Consider the following 16,174-nt stretch of genomic DNA (forward strand, 5'->3'; position numbering starts at 1 on the left):
ATCACGTTCTCCTGAATTCACGAATCAACTGGGGCACGCTTAGGAACACGTGCAGGCAAATACTCTTGGTCATCATGATGAACAGCGGCCGTGTCTTGCGTGACAGCAGCAAGCTCACGTAACCGGCGATGGAATAGGAAATCAGCGTCGCCCAGGCCGAACCGACCACACCGTGACTCTGGATGAGGTAGTAATTGAGCACGATGTTGCTCAGCGCGCCGAGGCCCTGGGTGACCAGGGAAAAGATGAAGGCCTCCTCGATGATGATCCACTTGCTGAACAGCGCACGCATGAACACGAAGGTCGCGGCGAAGATGTGGATTGCCAGCACCGGGCCGGCATCGGCGTACTGGGCGCCATACAGGACGTGCACGATCCAGTCGGAAAGGAAGAACACCACCACGGCCAGGGCGAAGGCCATGAAGAACAGCACGTCCAGCGCCACCTGCATGAAGCGGTTGTAGCCGGCGGTATCGGTCTTGTGCAGGTCGATCATCTTCGGGAAGACCGACGCCATGAGAATGGTCGGGATCAGGTACCAGGCCTCGGACAGTCGCGACGCCGCCGAGTACACACCCACGGCGTATTCGCCGAGCATGTACTGCAGCATGATCTGGTCGACCTTGAGGTAGATCACCGCCGACAGTGAGCCCAGGAAGATGAGGAAACTCTTCTTGAGCAGGGTCTTGCCCAATGGCCAGGAAAAGTCGAAGCGGAAATCGCGCTTGAGCATCACCGCGTAGCTGACCAGGATCGCCGAGGTGACCATGACCACCACCACGTGAGCCAGGGCGATGTACACCAGGCCCGCGCCGGCGATGGCCAGAATCATCTTCAGGCCGTTGCCGCCCAGCTGGCCGACGAAGCCGGCGACCGCCGCGTACTTGGCCTGCACCCGCGCCTGGAACCAGTCGATGAGCATTTCGAACGGGGTGAAGAACAGCGCCAGGGCGGTGAACAGCAGCACCAGGAAGTTCTGGTCGTTACCGAACAGGTAGGTGCTCATCATGATCGCGAAGGCGATCACCGAGCAGCCCACCTTGATCACGAATACCGTGGAGAGAATCTGGTCTTCGTTGTCCGGGTTGCTGCGCAGCTCCTTGACCACCAGACCAGTGAGCCCCAGGTGCACGACGATGCTGAGCAGTCCCAACAGCGCCAGCGCATAATTCAGGTAACCGAAATCCTCGGGCCCCAGGTAGCGCGCCAGCACCACCGTGGTGGCCAGGCCGATGGCCAGCATCAGGAATTTCTCGGCCAGCATCCAGCCGGAATTGAGGAGGTACTTCATGCCCTCCTGGACACGCGAGGCACTCATCGAGCGGACGACTCCAGACGCATGTAGCTGCGGGCTTCCTCCAGCGAGAGCTTCTGCGAGTAAGGCACCAGGCCGGTATCAGCGGCGTAGCCAAGGGAAATGAACATCACGATGCGCTCATCCGGGTCGAGCTTGAGAAGCTTGGCCGCCGCCTCTTCGCGCTCGGGAATGTCCGGCCAGTTGATCGAGCACGACGACACACCCTGGGTCTCCAGCGCGAACATGAAGGACATCGCCGCCAGGGCGCCATCGATGTAGATCACGTGGCGATCACGGACGTGGGGGTAGGCGCGCAGGCGGCCGACCACGGCGACGATGGCCGGGAAGTTGTGATCGAAGCCAGCCACCCCCATGGGCAGGCGCGAGGCCTGGGCCACCGAAGCGGGGTCATCGAACACCACGAAGCGATAAGGCTGGCGGTTACAGGCACTCGGCGACTGCACGGCGACTTCCACGGCCTTGTCGATCACCTCGCGCGGCACCGGGCGATCCTGCTGATACCAGCGCACCGAGCGACGCTTCATCGCCAGTTGACGCATGGCGGTGAAATCCACGCTGGGCGTGCTCACGTCGGCGGCGAACGGCACGCGCTCGGCGTCCGGATGACGCAAGGTTTCCGGCGAGCCACTGGGGCGCTCGAAACGGGCGAACTTTTCGCGGGCACGGTTGAGCACCGGGTGATCACCGGTGACGGCGAAGTACTCGGCGAGCACGTCATGGGCCCAGCTGACCTCGTCACGATCCACGTTGCCGTTGAGCGAGGCGATGTAGCTGTCCACGGTGTCATTGATGTAGTCGAGGGCGAACACCTGGCGCCGCGGCTGCATGATCAGGCCCTTCTCGATGCGGTGCACGGCGCGACGCAGGAAGTAGTTCACCGGCTCGGCGCCGGAGAGGTTCTGCTCATGCTGCAGGTGGCCGACCACTACCGCATAGGCTTCGCGGTCGAAGGCCGAGGAGAAGAACGAGTAATGGAAACGGCGCAACATGGCCGAGCGCGACAGCGCGCGGATCCAGCCCATGGCAAGTTTCTTCTGCAAGGCCTTGAGGTTATCGATACTGTCCCGCGGCAAGACCTTCTTGAGGGATTCCTTCAACATTTTCATAGGCTGTGATTACCGTTCAATGGTTAATATCTCCCCCACAATCGCCGTAACGGTACGGCGACACTCGATTGATGGACGCTGGCAGTTAGCAACCGAACCGCACGCATCTGCACACCCGTGAATGCTCATCGAGGTCGTGCAGAGAGCAGCATCCCTTCCCTTGGCAACCCACCGCACGCACTGCTCCGCGGTTCGGGCGCAGGCATAAAAAACGGCTTCTGGTGCTGCAACGGTTCGACATCCAACCCGGTGCTTCGAGGGTGTTGGAGGCGGCGTTCTGGGGTGCCGCTATTCGTTGTCAGGGTTTAGGACTACGGAGCAACGCTTTGATTCCGCATCCGCATGCTTTGCGTGAAAAAAGTTGCCGAAAGGCCGTGGCAGCGTGCCGCGAGCGCTCAGGATCGCCCCGGCAGAAGCTCGCCAAGGGTCTCGCCCAGCTCACGCATGGAGAATGGTTTGGCGATGCTTTTCAGCGCAGGCGCCGCAGCCAGTTGGCCGATATCCGATGCAGCGACGACCAGCAGAACCGACAATCCGGGGCGTACGCCCTGCGCCGCCTTGGCTAGCTGAACACCGCTGATCCCGGGCAGGCTGACATCGGTAATCAACAGGTCGAACGCCTCGCGATCGAGCAGATCGAGCGCTGCCTGCGGGTCGGCGGCATTGACCAGATCATGGCCGCGTTCGGCCGCTACCTCGCCAACCAACAGGCAAACCGACGAATCGCTCTCGACCAGCAGAATGCGCGAGCGCGCCAGTGGTGCCTCGCTGGCTGGCCTGTCGGCCTCGCGGGCCGGCGTCTCGACCACAGGCAGGTACAGACGCACCGTAGTGCCTACCGCGGGCTCGCTGTGAATGGTCACCTGGCCGCCGCTCTGGCGTGCGAAGCCATGCACCATGGGCAACCCCAGGCCACTGCCCTGACCGACCGATTTGGTGGTGAAGAAAGGATCGAAGACCCGCTCCAGGGTCTCACTGCTCATGCCGCTGCCGGTATCCGACAGGGCGATCAGCAGATAGCGGCCGGCTTTCAGATCCGGCAAGGCCGCGCGGTTTTCCTGCTGCAGATCGACGAGCGATGTATGCAGGCCGATCTGCCCGCCGCCCGGCATGGCATCACGGGCATTGACGGCCAAGCTGAGCATCGCACTTTCCAGCTGCCGTGCATCGGCAAGCACGCGCACGGCGCCATGCCGATAGTCGCCCTGCAGGGAGATGCCATCGCCGATGGAGCGCCTGATCAGCGCCTCGAGCGATACCAGCAGCAGCCCCACTTCGACGGGTCGCGCCTCCAGCGGCTGACGATGGGAAAGCGTCAGCAAGCGCTGGGTCAGCGCACTGGCGCGGTCGGCGGAAATACTGGCAGCCTCGATGAAGCGCGGCAGGTCATCGAAGCGCCCGACGGCCACGTGCCGTTTCATGATGTCGAGCGCGCCGATGACGCCGGTCAGCATGTTGTTGAAGTCATGGGCCACACCATCGACTACCGATTCGACGGCGTCCATCCGCTGGCTCTGCTGCTGGGCCAGTTCCTCGTCAGACGAGCGTCGTTCAGAATCCGCTCGCGAGCGGCCCTTCAGCGCCATCACCGCGCTGCACAGGGCGCGAGCGGTGAAAGGTGGCTCCACCAGCAAGGTGGAAGCGCGACCGGTCAGCGGTGGCAACTGAGCGTGACCGGCAACGCCAAGAATCACGACCGGAACGGCCGATTCGGCGAGCCGGGCAAGCTGCGCATCGTCCGCTCCAGCGAACATCTGTTCGGCCAACAGCACGGTATCGACCCGCCCATCCAGGGCATCGAGCATTGCGCCAAGATCATGGACTACACGGCAGGTCGCGCCCAGGGGTTCGAGCAGCGGCATCAGTTGGCGGGACTCGTGGCTGCAGATCAGGATGCTCATCGACGGACTCCCCGCATCGACGTCAGTGCGCTGATGCAGCATGTGGGCGAACTTCTTGGCAGCACGCCCAGCAGTGACCAGACGATCACGGCCACCCATCCGCGATACCGACTTCGCGATGGGCAATCTGGCATCGACCGACGCCCGCCCTGCACCTTCATCCATGGACATCGCACTCTCGACACACGGCTCTATTCGGGGCGCATGAATACGCGCCTCGGCTTGCGCAGCGTTCGACCGCTACGGCCAAGAGGCGTTCCGCTTGTGAAGAGGAGAACGAGAGCGTTACCGGGCAGGTAAGTGCGATTAGCTCGGGCCGATCAGTTCCTTGACCTTGGCGATGACCAGATTGATGTCGAAGGGCTTGTCGAACACCGCGGCGAACAGCTCGGGGCTGGCGCGCCCGACGCTGCCCTGAGCGCCGCTCATGAGAATGATCGGCAGTTCCGCCGAGCCGGGCCTGGCGCGAACGGCCCGGGCGAATTCTAGACCATCCATGACCGGCATCATGAAATCCGTGATCACCAACTCGGGGCGCTCACGGTCGAGCACCTCGAGGCCGCGACGGCCATTGCTGGCCTTCACCACCATGTAGCCTTCGTCTTCCATGGCATAGCCGAGAATATCCGCTATCAGGTATTCGTCGTCGACTATCAGGATGGTTGTCATAGTTTTTCGGCTCGGTCAGGCACACATGGCTCAGGCGTCCTGCGCAGGGACGGCATTGCCCGACAGCGCACCAGCCGCATGTCTGAAGGCCTTGCTGAGTTCAATACCATGATCACTGATGACCACTTCCAGGAGCGAGGGATCGTAACGGCTGTCCCTCATCTTAAGGATGGATAGGAGCCGCTTTAGTTCAGCGTCTTTTTCAACGAAGCGCATGAGGATCAGGTTGTCGACGATGCTCGACAACTCCGGCGCCGGCGCGTTGATCTCGGCGGCGAAAATGTCGCGCATTTCCCAGGTGGCGAACACCGTGACCCCCATGGCGCGCAATTGGCTCATCAATGCGCTGAAGAACTCGATCAGGCGCGCGCTGCCGGTGGCCAAACGGGCCATGCCGCCCAGGCTGTCGATATGCAGGCGTTTGATGCCCTTTTCGCGCACCGCCTTGATGACCCGTGCGCCTACACCATCGATCAGCCCTTCGGTAGTCGGCTGCCACATGATGTGCAGCGCGCCGCTGGCTTCCAGTGCATTCAGGTCGATGCCCAGGGCCTGGGCCTTGAGGCGCAGGCGTTGCGGCGTTTCATAGAAGCCGAAATGCAGGCCCGGCTCCTCGGCTGTAGACTGCGCCAGGAAATTCAGTCCCAGGGTGGTCTTGCCGACGCCCGCCGGCCCCATGATCAGGGTGACCGACGATGCCGACAGGCCACCACCGACCAGGTCGTCCAGGCTGGGGATGCCACTGGAGACGCGCTGCAGCGTATCGCTGTCCGGTTGGCTCGGATGGCTGTAGAGGCTCTCCAGACGCGGATGAATAACCAGCCCGTCATCGGTGATCTCGCACTCGTGCAGGCCGGACAGGGCGCCGCTTCCGCGGGTTTTGCGCAGGTGAATGCGGCGCACCGAGCGGGCGCCGAACAGCTCTTCACCCAGCTCGATCACACCATCGACCATGGTGTGTTCGGGGCTGCCGTCGTCCAGCCGCGAGCTGGTCAGGAACAGCACCGTGCACCCGGCGAAGGCCGCATGGCCCTGCAGTTCGGAGATGAACTTCTTGGTGTCGATCTGGTTCTCCGCCTTGGAGCGGGCGTTGAGCAGGCCGTCGACGATAAGCAAGGTGGCCTTCTGGCGACTGATCTCGCGCCGCAGCAACTTGACGACTTCGTCGAGCCCCTCGTTTTCCAGCGTGTCGAAGGCGCTGACGAACTGGATCTCGGCGCCGACCTTGGTCGGGTCGAAGAAGGTCATCGTAGAAAGAAACTGAAAGAGCCTCTCATGGGACTCTGCCAGCAGAGTGGCCACCAGAACACGGCCCCCGTCGCGCACGTGGTTGAACGCGACCTGGTTGGCGAGAATCGTCTTGCCTGAGCCGGGGCGCCCCTGAACGATATAGGATGCACCGGCCACCAGACCGCCCTTCAACAGAGCGTCAAGTCCCTCGATCCCACTTTGAAGGCGTTGTAGCTGTTCCAAGATCTGGCTTGCCTCAGTCGAATTTACGCAAATATGGCCTGGGTCGACATACGCATTTCCCAGGCCCCGCAGCGCTGGCTGAAAAGGTGATTGGCGATACTACCATGTTCATGCCGGCGCAACTGCCGCCTGAGCACAGTATGCCGGCAGGTAGATCGCCATGATGGTTCCCTGGCCGCTCACGCTCTCGACCTGCACCCCGCCACCCGCCTGGCGGGCAAAACCATAGACCTGGCAAAGGCCAAGCCCGGTTCCCTTGCCGACGTCCTTGGTGGTGAAGAACGGCTCGAACAACCGTGGACGAATCGCCGGGTCGATGCCGCAGCCCTGGTCCGCCACGGCGATCACCACGAAGGCGCCATGCAGGCCGTCCACCTCCCCCGCCAGTTGTCGGTTACCTGCCTGCAACTGCACCGTGCCGACGCCGCCCATGGCATCGCGGGCATTGAGAACCAGATTGAGCAGGGCCATTTCCAGCTCGCTGGGGTCCAGCTCCACGGTGTGCAAGGCATCGTCCACCTGCATCTGCAGGGTCATGGTTCTGGGCAGCGCCTGGCTGAAGAAGGTGGCAGCCGAATCCAGCAGTTCGTTGAGGGCGACCTGGCGGGTGTGCTTGGGCTCGTTGCGGGCGAAAGTCAGTAGGTTGCGGGTCATTTGCGCGCCCCGCTCGCCGGCCGTCTGGATGTTGTCCAACAGGCTGGCCAGGCGCTCGGGATCGTCGGTGCGGCTGGCCAGCTTGGCAGCACCGAGGATGATGGTCAGCAGGTTGTTGAAATCGTGGGCCATGCCGCCGCTCAACTGGCCAAGGGCCTCCAGTTTCTGGGCCTGGAACAGCTGGGCACGCAGAGCGTCGTAGCGACCTTCGGCTTCGCGGCGGTCGGTGATGTCGCGGGTAATCTTGGCCAGACCGATGACGTCGCCCTGCTCATTGCGAATCGCATCGATCACCACCAGCGCCCAGAAACGCGTGCCGTCCTTGCGCACCCGCCAGCCTTCGTCTTGGGCCCGGCCTTCGCGCAGCGCCCGTTCGAGCAGGTAGGCGGGTTTGCCTGCGCGGCGGTCCTCGTCGGTGTAGAAAACGGACAGGTGCTGGCCGATCGCCTCGGTCGCGTCATAGCCCTTGATACGCGCCGCGCCGGCGTTCCAGGACACCACGAAGCCGGCGGGATCAAGCATGAAGATGGCGTAGTCGACCACCGCCTGAACCAGCATTTCATAGTGGCGCTCGGTCAAGGTGCCTGGCGAGAGAGGCGCAAACTGGCTGTTCATGATGACCCGTTCCAGGCGGCGATGGAGGTGCAGTGTAGTCCGCGACCGATGCCGAGTGACAGTGAGTTGTACCATCCGTCCATCCCGCGGCGATTGCCAGATGACGGGCGGCCTGATATCTGTATAAAAAAACAGTACCCCGCCTGCCTCATGTCTTCAAGCATCGATCTGCGTTTCTATTACCTGCACAACTTTCGCAAGGCCCTGGCCTGGATCGGCGATCGCCATGCCGACCTGCTCGACGCCCGCGAACAGGCTTTCCTACAGGCCTTCGATGCCCTCGACTGGTCGGCCCAGGCCTTGCTGGTACGGATGATCATGCGTAAAGGCGTGCACTTTCGCGCCAGCAAGCTCAACTACGAAGAGATCGGTTGCTGCCGCCAGGCAGTTGCAGCGCTGATCGCCACTGGTTGGGTGCTCGACGATGCGCCGTTGCCACTCGATGCGTTGCTGGGCCTGCTGCGCAAGGACGAGATCGTCGCCAGCTTCGCCGCCCAGCTCAGCGACCGCCGCGCCCGCAAGGACGACCTGGCCCTGCAACTCGCCGAGCAGTTCCAGGCCAGCCAGCCCTTCGCCGCCTGGTGCCCGGCGCTCGACGACGCGCTCTACAGCCTGACCATCGATGACCTGAGCGAGCGCCTGCGTCTGATGTTCTTTGGCAACCTGCGCCAGGAGTGGTCGGAGTTCGTGCTCGCCGACCTGGGCATCTTTCGCTACGAGAGGGTCGACTTCCCGGCGGACTCGCGAGCCCTGCGTTGCCGCGAGGACGTTGACGACTACCTGCACCTGCAGCGCTGCCGCGAAGTCTTCGAGGCAGGCGAAATCAGCGATCAACTACTCGCCTGCATCGACGCGCGCCGCTATGACAATCCCTATATTGCCGAGCGCCGCGCCAAGTTGCTGTTTCGCATCGGCCAGCATCTGGAACGCTGCGCAGAGTTCGATCTGGCACTGCAGGTTTACGCCAGCAGCGGTTATGGCGCGGCGCGGCAACGGCGTATCCGCGTGCTGGAGCGCACCCTGCAGCACCGCGAGGCCTTCGAGCTGGCCAGCCTGGCCGTGGCCGAACCGGTCAGCGACGGCGAGCTGCAACTGGCCGAACGGGCCCTGCTGCGCCTGGCCCGTCATCTGGGTCTGCCGACGCAAAAACGCAGCAGGGCGCAGGCCCCGGCACGCCTGGATCTGCAACTGCCCAGAACGCCCATGCTGTCGGTCGAGCAGCGGGTGCAGCTGCACCTGCAGCGCACCGAGGCACCGGTGCATTACGTCGAGAACACGCTGATCTGCAGCCTGTTCGGGCTGCTCTGCTGGCCGGCGATTTTCGCTGCCATTCCCGGTGCGTTCTTTCATCCATTCCAACATGGCCCGGCGGATCTGCTCACCGCCGACTTCTACCCACGCCGCCGCGCGCTGTTTGCCGAATGCCTGGCGCAGCTCGATGATCAACGCTACCGCGACAGCATTCGCCAGATGTACCACGACAAATTCGGCATCCAGTCGCCGTTCGTGTACTGGGGCGTGCTCAGCGAAACGCTGCTCGATCAGGCCCTGGATTGCCTGCCGGCGGCACATCTTCAAGCCTGGTTTCGCCGCCTGCTCGGCGATATCCAGGCCAACCGCTCGGGCATGCCGGACCTGATCCAGTTCTGGCCCGAGGAGAAGCGCTACCGGATGATCGAGGTGAAAGGCCCCGGTGATCGCCTGCAGGACAATCAGCGGCGCTGGCTGGCGTTCTGCGCCGAGCACGACATGCCGGTGGACGTCTGTTACGTGCAGTGGGCCGACGCGTGAGTTACCGCGTGGCGGTGCGTGCCCTGTGCGAGTTCACCGCCAAATGCGGCGACCTCGACCTACGCTTCACGCCCTCGCCCACCGCCCAGGAGGGCATGGCCGGCCACGCCACGGTGGTCGCCCGGCGCGGCGAGCACTACGAGGCCGAAGTGCCATTGGCCGGGGAGTTCGCCTCCTTGCAGGTGCGCGGCCGGGCCGACGGCTTCGACCCATTAGGCAACCTGCTCGAAGAGATCAAGACCCACCGCGGCGACATCGCCCGTATTCCCGACAACCACCGCCAACTGCACTGGGCTCAGGCGCGGGTGTACGGCTGGCTGCTCTGCCAGAGCCGCGGCCTGCCGCAGATCGATCTCGCCGTGGTGTATTTCAACGTGCTGACCCAGAAGGAAAGCGTGTTTCGCGAAACCCGCACGGCCGCCGAGCTGCAGGCGTTCTTCGAGACGCTGTGCCAGCGCTTCGTCACCTGGGCCGAGCAGGAGCAGGCGCACCGCCGCAAGCGCGACGCCGCGCTGAGCGAGCTGCGCTTTCCCCACGCCGAGTTCCGCCTCGGCCAGCGGCAACTAGCCGAGGCGGTGTACCGCGCCGCGCGAGACGGCCACTGCCTGATGGCCCAAGCCACCACCGGCATCGGCAAGACCCTGGGCACGCTGTTTCCACAGCTCAAGGCGTTCCCGGAAAAACAGCTCGACCGCTTGTTCTTCCTGACCGCCAAGACGCCGGGCCGCCAATTGGCGCTGCATGCCCTGCAAATTCTGCGCGGCGACGCCCTGCCCCTGCGGGTGCTCGAACACGTGGCGCGGGACAAAGCCTGCGAGCACCCTGACAAGGCCTGCCATGGTGAGTCCTGCCCGCTGGCCCGCGGTTTCTATGACCGCTTGCCGGCTGCCCGCCAGGCGGCGGTCGAGCGCGTCTGGCTGGACCAGGCTGCGGTGCGCGAGATCGCCCTGCGGCATGAAGTCTGCCCTTATTACCTGAGCCAGGAGCTGACCCGCTGGGCCGACGTAGTGGTGTGCGACTACAACTATTACTTCGACCTCAGCGCCCTGCTCTACAGCCTCACGCTGATCAACGAATGGCGGGTGACGCTGCTGGTCGACGAAGCCCACAACCTGATCGAGCGCGCCCGGCGCATGTACAGCGCCGAACTCGACCAGGCACGCTTCGAGGCCATGCGCAGCAACGCCCCCAAGGGCCTGAGCGCGGTACTGACGCGCATCAGCCGGCACTGGAAGCAGCTGCACAAGGAACAGCGCGAGGATTACCAGACCTATCCGCAGCCGCCGGACCTGCTGCTCCTGTCCCTGCAGAAAGCGGTCAGCGCGCTCACCGACCACCTCACCGACCAGCCCACCGGCAACGATGGCGAGCTGCTGCAGTTCTACCTCGACGCCATGGCTTTCTGCCGCCTGGCCGAAGCCTTCGGCCCGCACTCGCTGTTCGATATCACCCGCAAGCAGGATCTGCGCAAGCGCAGCCACTCGGTGCTGTGCCTGCGCAACGTGGTGCCGGCGCCCTTCCTGGCCCCGCGCTTCGAGGACAGCCACAGCACCACGCTGTTCTCCGCCACCCTGAGCCCGGCCCGTTACTACGCCGACCTGCTCGGCCTGCCCGAGGCGACGCCGTGGGTGGATGTCGAATCACCATTCCAGGCCGCGCAGCTCGAGGTGCAGGCGGTGAGCAACCTGTCGACCCGCTACCAGCACCGCGAGCGCTCCCTGGCGCCCATCGTGGCACTGATGGCGCGGCAGTTCAGCGAGCGCCCGGGTAACTACCTGGCGTTCTTCAGCAGCTACGCCTACCTGCAGCAGGTGCTGGAACTGTTCGACCACCAGCACCCGCAACTGACGCGCTGGGTGCAGGCGCGGCAGATGGATGAAGGCGAACGCCAGCAGTTTCTCCAGCGCTTCGAGCCCGGCGGCCAGGGTATCGGGTTCGCGGTGCTCGGCGGCGTGTTCGGTGAAGGCATCGACTTGCCGGGTGACCGGCTGATCGGCGCCTTCATCGCCACCCTGGGGCTGCCGCAGATCAACCCGATCAACGAGCAGATCAAGCTGCGCATGGCCGAAATGTTCGGCAGCGGCTACGACTACACCTATCTGTATCCTGGTTTGCAGAAGGTCGTGCAGGCCGCCGGGCGGGTAATCCGCACGCCCCAGGACAGCGGCGTGGTGCACCTGATGGACGACCGCTTCACCCAACCCGAAGTGCGTGCCCTACTGCCGGGCTGGTGGCAGGTGCAACGCAGCCGGGTACCGCAAACGCCCATGCCGGCGATGATCCGGCAACCGACAACACGCTCGCAGCCGTCGCCAGCCCAGCAACTGCCCGCCCTCGGCCAACGCGGCCTTTTCGACCCGCCAGCCTGAGACAAGCCGGCAGCCGCTTGCCGCCCGTGGCAAAAGCCTGCCTTCCGGGTATCGGTACCAGAAAAAATAACTATCGATATCAGCCAGTTACCAGCACGCAGCGGCATGGCACAGGCCTTGCTGAGCTACAGGTTCACGGTCAAGGAGGCACGCCATGAGCATCATCGGTTCGCTCACCCACTACGGCATGAGCACTGCGCTGCAGCGCACCCGCGCCGAGGAACTGGACTTCAAGAAAAGCAGCGATGCAGCCCTTCTTGTCGAGCCCGGCAAACCACGCGAGAACGAGCGGGTAGCCCCGGCGTTCAAGAGCGATGACGCCAACGCCCATCAGCAGGCGTACGACGAAGCCTTCGCACGGATGCTCGTCACCCTCAACAGCACGTCCAACCCGACCAGTAGTGACGATGGGCAGAGCGCGGGCGCACTGTCGACCGGCGACGAGGCGAAAGCCCTGGCCAAGCCGAGCGCCGTGGATGAATTCATGGCCTACATGGCCATGACGCCGGCGGAGAAGATGCGCGATAAGATCCTCAAGGAAGTCGGCATGACCGAGGAAGAACTGGAGAACCTGCCCCCTGAGCAGCGCGCCGCGGCGGAACGGGAAATCGCCGAAAAAATGCAGACCCTCCAGGAGTTGCAGGCCACGCAGGATGAACAAGGCACCCTGCACGAGCATGCCTGATCAGCGCAGGCGGCCGACCATCTGGCCGATCACGCCGAGCATATCGCCCGCCAGTTTCATCGAGCGCTCGCCGCTCCAGCCGGTCGTTGGGTTCGGCGTGTCGTCATGGTCCTTGAAGGGCATCTCCAGGGTGAACGAAAGGCAATCGAACGCCTGCCCGACTGCATTGCAGGCCAGGTTGAGGTTGGCCTGGCCCGGCGCGCTGCGCGGGTAGCCGAAACGCGTCTGGAACTCGGCACCACTGTCCACCAGGCGCTGGCGAAACTCGGTTTCCAGGGCTTCCAGGCGTGGCGTGAAGCCCGGGTTGCCTTCGCAGCCGGCGGTGAATACGTGGGGAATTTCCTCGTCGCCGTGGATATCGAGAAACAGATCCACGCCAACATCGCGCATCACCTGCTGGACGAAAAGGACCTCCGGGCTTCGCTCCAGGCTCGCCGACTGCCAGGCGCGATTGAGATCCTGACCCGCTGCATTGGTGCGCAGATGGCCGCGGAACGCGCCGTCCGGATTCATGTTCGGCACCAGATACAGATCGGCCTGCTGCAACAAGGTGTCCAGTTCACTATCGCCGGCATCGCCAAGGCGCTTGATGATGCCCTCCATGAACCACTCGGCCATGTGCTCGCCCGGATGCTGCTGGGCGATGATCCATACCTTGCGCGTCGCGCTCGCATGACGATGCACGCGCAACAGCTCGATATCGCGGCCCTCGAGGCTGTGCCCGCAGGCCTGCAGTTCGACACCTGGCAAGGCCCGTGCCTGCCCGATCAGCGCGGCGTGGCGCTCACGGCTGTAGGGTTCGAAATAGGCGAACCAGATCTGCGCCTGCTCAGGCTCCAGGCCGAAGTGCAGCGCGCCATTTTCGAAACGGCTCGGCACCCGGAACCAGCTCTGCTGGTCGTACGAAGCGGCGGCGTGGTAGCCCGTCCAGGCATGGCTGTAGGCCGACTGTCCGGCATTGGTGATGCTGAAGTCGTGGCGCGCGCCGGGAGTCAGGCCCTCGACGTGAAAATGAAACCACTGGAAATGGTCGCTGTTGAGGTCCTTGCGCATGGCCAGCAGCACCTTGTGCGGGTCGCTGGCGTCCTGCACGAGGATGTTGCCGCTGTCGAAATCCGAACTGATCTTCATGGCTCTGCTCGTTGCTGTGTTCACGGTGGCCGCAGCATCGCAGGTTCCCGGCGCCGAGGAAATGCACAGGTGACGATTGCAGCGCGCGGTGCGCCGCCGCACACTGGCGCCTTCATTTACTGAATCAGCGGAGCTACCGTGTCCCTAGCCGATGACCCAAACCGCCAGCACGTGCTGGACGCCGCCGACGCCCTGGATTGCACGGTCTATCGCCCGGACGAGGACGACCTGGACGCCGAGGAAGAAGACCTGGGCGATGCCAAGGTGCTGTTCACAGGCTCGTTCGAGCCGCCCCAGGAGTGGGACGCTGCCGAACGCGAGGATTACTTCGACGGCACCGACCCGGCACTGTTCGTCACCGCGCTGATCGCCTGCGAAGCCAAGCCGGGTTCCAAAGCCTTTTTCACGCCCCAGGCCGGTGACCTGCTGGCCGCCATGAACGCGGGCAAGGTCGAGATGTACTTCGTTTGCGAGCGCCTGGACGACGAGAACGGCAGCAGCTACGTGCTGATCCGTGATGATGAGACCGACTGAGTAATCCGACCCAGCGAAAAGATCCGCCCTCTCGCGCTATAGGGTTCGACTCCAATCGGGTAGGAGCGTCGACCCGGCGCGAATGCGGTTGTGGCCATCCTGAATATTTGCGGGTTGCCTAGCATTCGCCGCGGGGTCGCGGCTTCCACAATTCAAATGTGGCTATTGCGAGATCCATCTCCGAGCCCATTCCCCGGCAAGCAAAGTGCATCCTTGACCCGGAATCTTCCGAGGCTGCGCCATCGGCTACAGTCGTGCCGCCCGGCGCGGCGTAGGAGTCGGCTCGCCAGCGATTTTCCTGCGGGGCGTAGGAAAACACAGAAATGAAAAAGGCGGACCATCAGGCCCGCCTTTCGTACATCCAACTCGGTTGATCAACTACGGATCAGGTGATCGAACGCGCTCAGCGAAGCCTTGGCGCCCTCACCCACGGCGATGACGATCTGCTTGTACGGCACGGTGGTCACGTCGCCGGCGGCAAAGATGCCGGGCAGCGAGGTTTCGCCACGGGCGTCGACGATGATCTCGCCGCGGTCCGACAGCTCGACCGAGCCCTTGAGCCACTCGGAGTTGGGCAGCAGGCCGATCTGCACGAAAATGCCTTCCAGCTCTACCGGGACGAACGCATCGGAGTTGCGATCCTTGTAGACCAAGCCAGTGACCTTCTGGCCGTCACCTTTCACTTCACTAGTCAGGGCGCTGGTGATCACCTTGACGTTAGGCAGGCTGTAGAGCTTCTTCTGCAGCACGGCGTCGGCGCGCAGCTTGCTGTCGTACTCGAGCAGGGTTACCTCGGCGACGATACCGGCCAGGTCGATGGCCGCTTCCACGCCGGAGTTACCGCCACCGACCACCGCCACGCGCTTGCCCTTGAACAGCGGGCCGTCGCAGTGCGGGCAGTAGGCCACGCCCTTGTTGCGGTATTCCTTCTCGCCCGGCACGTTCATCTCTCTCCAGCGGGCGCCGGTGGACAGAATCACGGTCTTGGCTTTCAGGCTCGCACCGCTCTCGAACTTCACTTCATGCAGGCCACCTTCGCTGGAAGCCGGGATCAGCGCGCTGGCACGCTGCAGGTTCATGATGTCCACTTCGTACTGCTTGACGTGCTCTTCCAGGGCGCGGGCCAGTTTCGGGCCTTCGGTTTCCTGGACCGAGATGAAGTTCTCGATGGCCATGGTGTCGAGCACCTGGCCGCCGAAACGCTCGGCGGCGACGCCGGTGCGGATGCCTTTACGGGCGGCGTAGATGGCCGCCGCAGCGCCGGCCGGGCCGCCACCGATGACCAGCACGTCGAAGGCTTCCTTGGCGTTCAGCTTCTCGGCATCACGGGCCGAGGCGCCGGTGTCGATCTTGGCGAGAATCTGCTCGGCGTCCATACGGCCTTGGCCGAACAGTTCGCCGTTCAGGTAGATGCTCGGTACCGACATGATCTGGCGGGACTCGACTTCATCCTGGAACAGCGCGCCGTCAATGGCGACGTGGCGGATATTCGGGTTGAGCACGGCCATCAGGTTCAGCGCCTGGACCACGTCCGGGCAGTTCTGGCAGGACAGCGAGAAATAGGTCTCGAAGTTGAATTCGCCTTCCAGATTCTGGATCTGCTCGATCACCTCGGCCGCCAGCTTCGACGGGTGGCCACCGACTTGCAGCAGGGCCAGCACCAGCGAAGTGAATTCGTGGCCCATCGGCAAACCGGCGAAACGCAGGCTAATGTTGCCATTCGGGCGATTCAGCGCGAACGATGGTTTGCGAGCATCGTTGCCATCGGTTTTCAGGGTGATCTTGTCGGTCAGGCTGACGATATCGTCCAAGAGGCCTTTGAGCTCCTGGGACTTGTCGCTGTCATCGAGGGACGCGACGATCTCGAACGGCTGGCTGACCTTTTCCAGGTACGCCTTCAACTGGGTTTTAAGGGTTGCGTCCAACAT

12 protein-coding genes are annotated in these 16,174 nt (G+C 63.6%); 4 read left to right on the plus strand and 8 right to left on the minus strand.

What is annotated here, in order from left to right:
* Position 1: 1 nt before the first annotated feature.
* From BVH01_RS19880 to BVH01_RS19905, 6 genes are all read right to left on the minus strand, one after another.
* Positions 2-1,318 (minus strand): flippase, encoded by a 1,317-nt coding sequence (locus BVH01_RS19880; RefSeq protein WP_075931965.1) that lies wholly within the window; start codon positions 1,316-1,318, stop codon positions 2-4.
* The gene (locus BVH01_RS19885; protein WP_083659508.1) at positions 1,315-2,424 is read right to left on the minus strand and encodes a nitroreductase family protein; all 1,110 of its coding nucleotides are present in this window, start codon (positions 2,422-2,424) and stop codon (positions 1,315-1,317) included. The genes BVH01_RS19880 and BVH01_RS19885 overlap by 4 nt, the downstream gene beginning before the upstream one ends.
* Positions 2,425-2,819: 395 nt before the next feature.
* Complete coding sequence (locus BVH01_RS19890; RefSeq protein ID WP_075931966.1) at positions 2,820-4,496, minus strand: ATP-binding protein; 1,677 nt, start codon at positions 4,494-4,496, stop codon at positions 2,820-2,822.
* Positions 4,497-4,631: 135 nt separating this feature from the next.
* Positions 4,632-4,994, minus strand: a complete 363-nt coding sequence (locus BVH01_RS19895; RefSeq protein ID WP_075931967.1) for a PleD family two-component system response regulator — start codon at positions 4,992-4,994, stop codon at positions 4,632-4,634.
* A gap of 30 nt (positions 4,995-5,024) precedes the next feature.
* Positions 5,025-6,467, minus strand: a complete 1,443-nt coding sequence (locus BVH01_RS19900) for an ATPase domain-containing protein (protein WP_083652103.1) — start codon at positions 6,465-6,467, stop codon at positions 5,025-5,027.
* A gap of 108 nt (positions 6,468-6,575) precedes the next feature.
* Positions 6,576-7,736, minus strand: a complete 1,161-nt coding sequence (locus tag BVH01_RS19905) for a nitrogen regulation protein NR(II) (RefSeq protein WP_075931969.1) — start codon at positions 7,734-7,736, stop codon at positions 6,576-6,578.
* Positions 7,737-7,886: 150 nt separating this feature from the next.
* Between BVH01_RS19905 and BVH01_RS19910 the strand changes: the two genes are divergently transcribed.
* The 3 genes from BVH01_RS19910 (at position 7,887) to BVH01_RS19920 (ending at position 12,581) form a co-directional block, all read left to right on the plus strand.
* Positions 7,887-9,527 carry a VRR-NUC domain-containing protein gene (locus BVH01_RS19910; protein ID WP_075931970.1) on the plus strand — a complete coding sequence of 547 codons (1,641 nt, stop codon included), beginning with the start codon at positions 7,887-7,889 and terminating at the stop codon, positions 9,525-9,527.
* Positions 9,524-11,896, plus strand: coding sequence for an ATP-dependent DNA helicase (locus tag BVH01_RS19915; RefSeq protein WP_075932120.1), 2,373 nt, complete (start codon positions 9,524-9,526; stop codon positions 11,894-11,896). The genes BVH01_RS19910 and BVH01_RS19915 overlap by 4 nt, the downstream gene beginning before the upstream one ends.
* Before the next feature lie 154 nt (positions 11,897-12,050).
* A complete protein-coding gene (locus BVH01_RS19920) occupies positions 12,051-12,581 on the plus strand; it encodes a hypothetical protein (protein ID WP_075931971.1) in 531 nt (176 codons plus the stop codon).
* Here the strand turns inward: BVH01_RS19920 and BVH01_RS19925 are convergent, their stop codons facing one another.
* A complete protein-coding gene (locus tag BVH01_RS19925) occupies positions 12,582-13,712 on the minus strand; it encodes a M14-type cytosolic carboxypeptidase (protein WP_075931972.1) in 1,131 nt (376 codons plus the stop codon). It lies immediately after the preceding gene.
* A gap of 138 nt (positions 13,713-13,850) precedes the next feature.
* On the opposite strand from BVH01_RS19925, the gene BVH01_RS19930 reads away from it, so the two are divergent.
* On the plus strand, positions 13,851-14,246 hold the full coding sequence (locus tag BVH01_RS19930) for a hypothetical protein (RefSeq protein ID WP_075931973.1): 396 nt from the start codon (positions 13,851-13,853) through the stop codon (positions 14,244-14,246).
* A 374-nt stretch (positions 14,247-14,620) separates the two neighbouring features.
* Here the strand turns inward: BVH01_RS19930 and ahpF are convergent, their stop codons facing one another.
* Positions 14,621-16,174, minus strand: a complete 1,554-nt coding sequence (gene ahpF / locus BVH01_RS19935) for an alkyl hydroperoxide reductase subunit F (protein WP_075931974.1) — start codon at positions 16,172-16,174, stop codon at positions 14,621-14,623.

Source organism: Pseudomonas sp. PA1(2017) (genome assembly GCF_001945375.1).
Taxonomy (GTDB): domain Bacteria; phylum Pseudomonadota; class Gammaproteobacteria; order Pseudomonadales; family Pseudomonadaceae; genus Aquipseudomonas.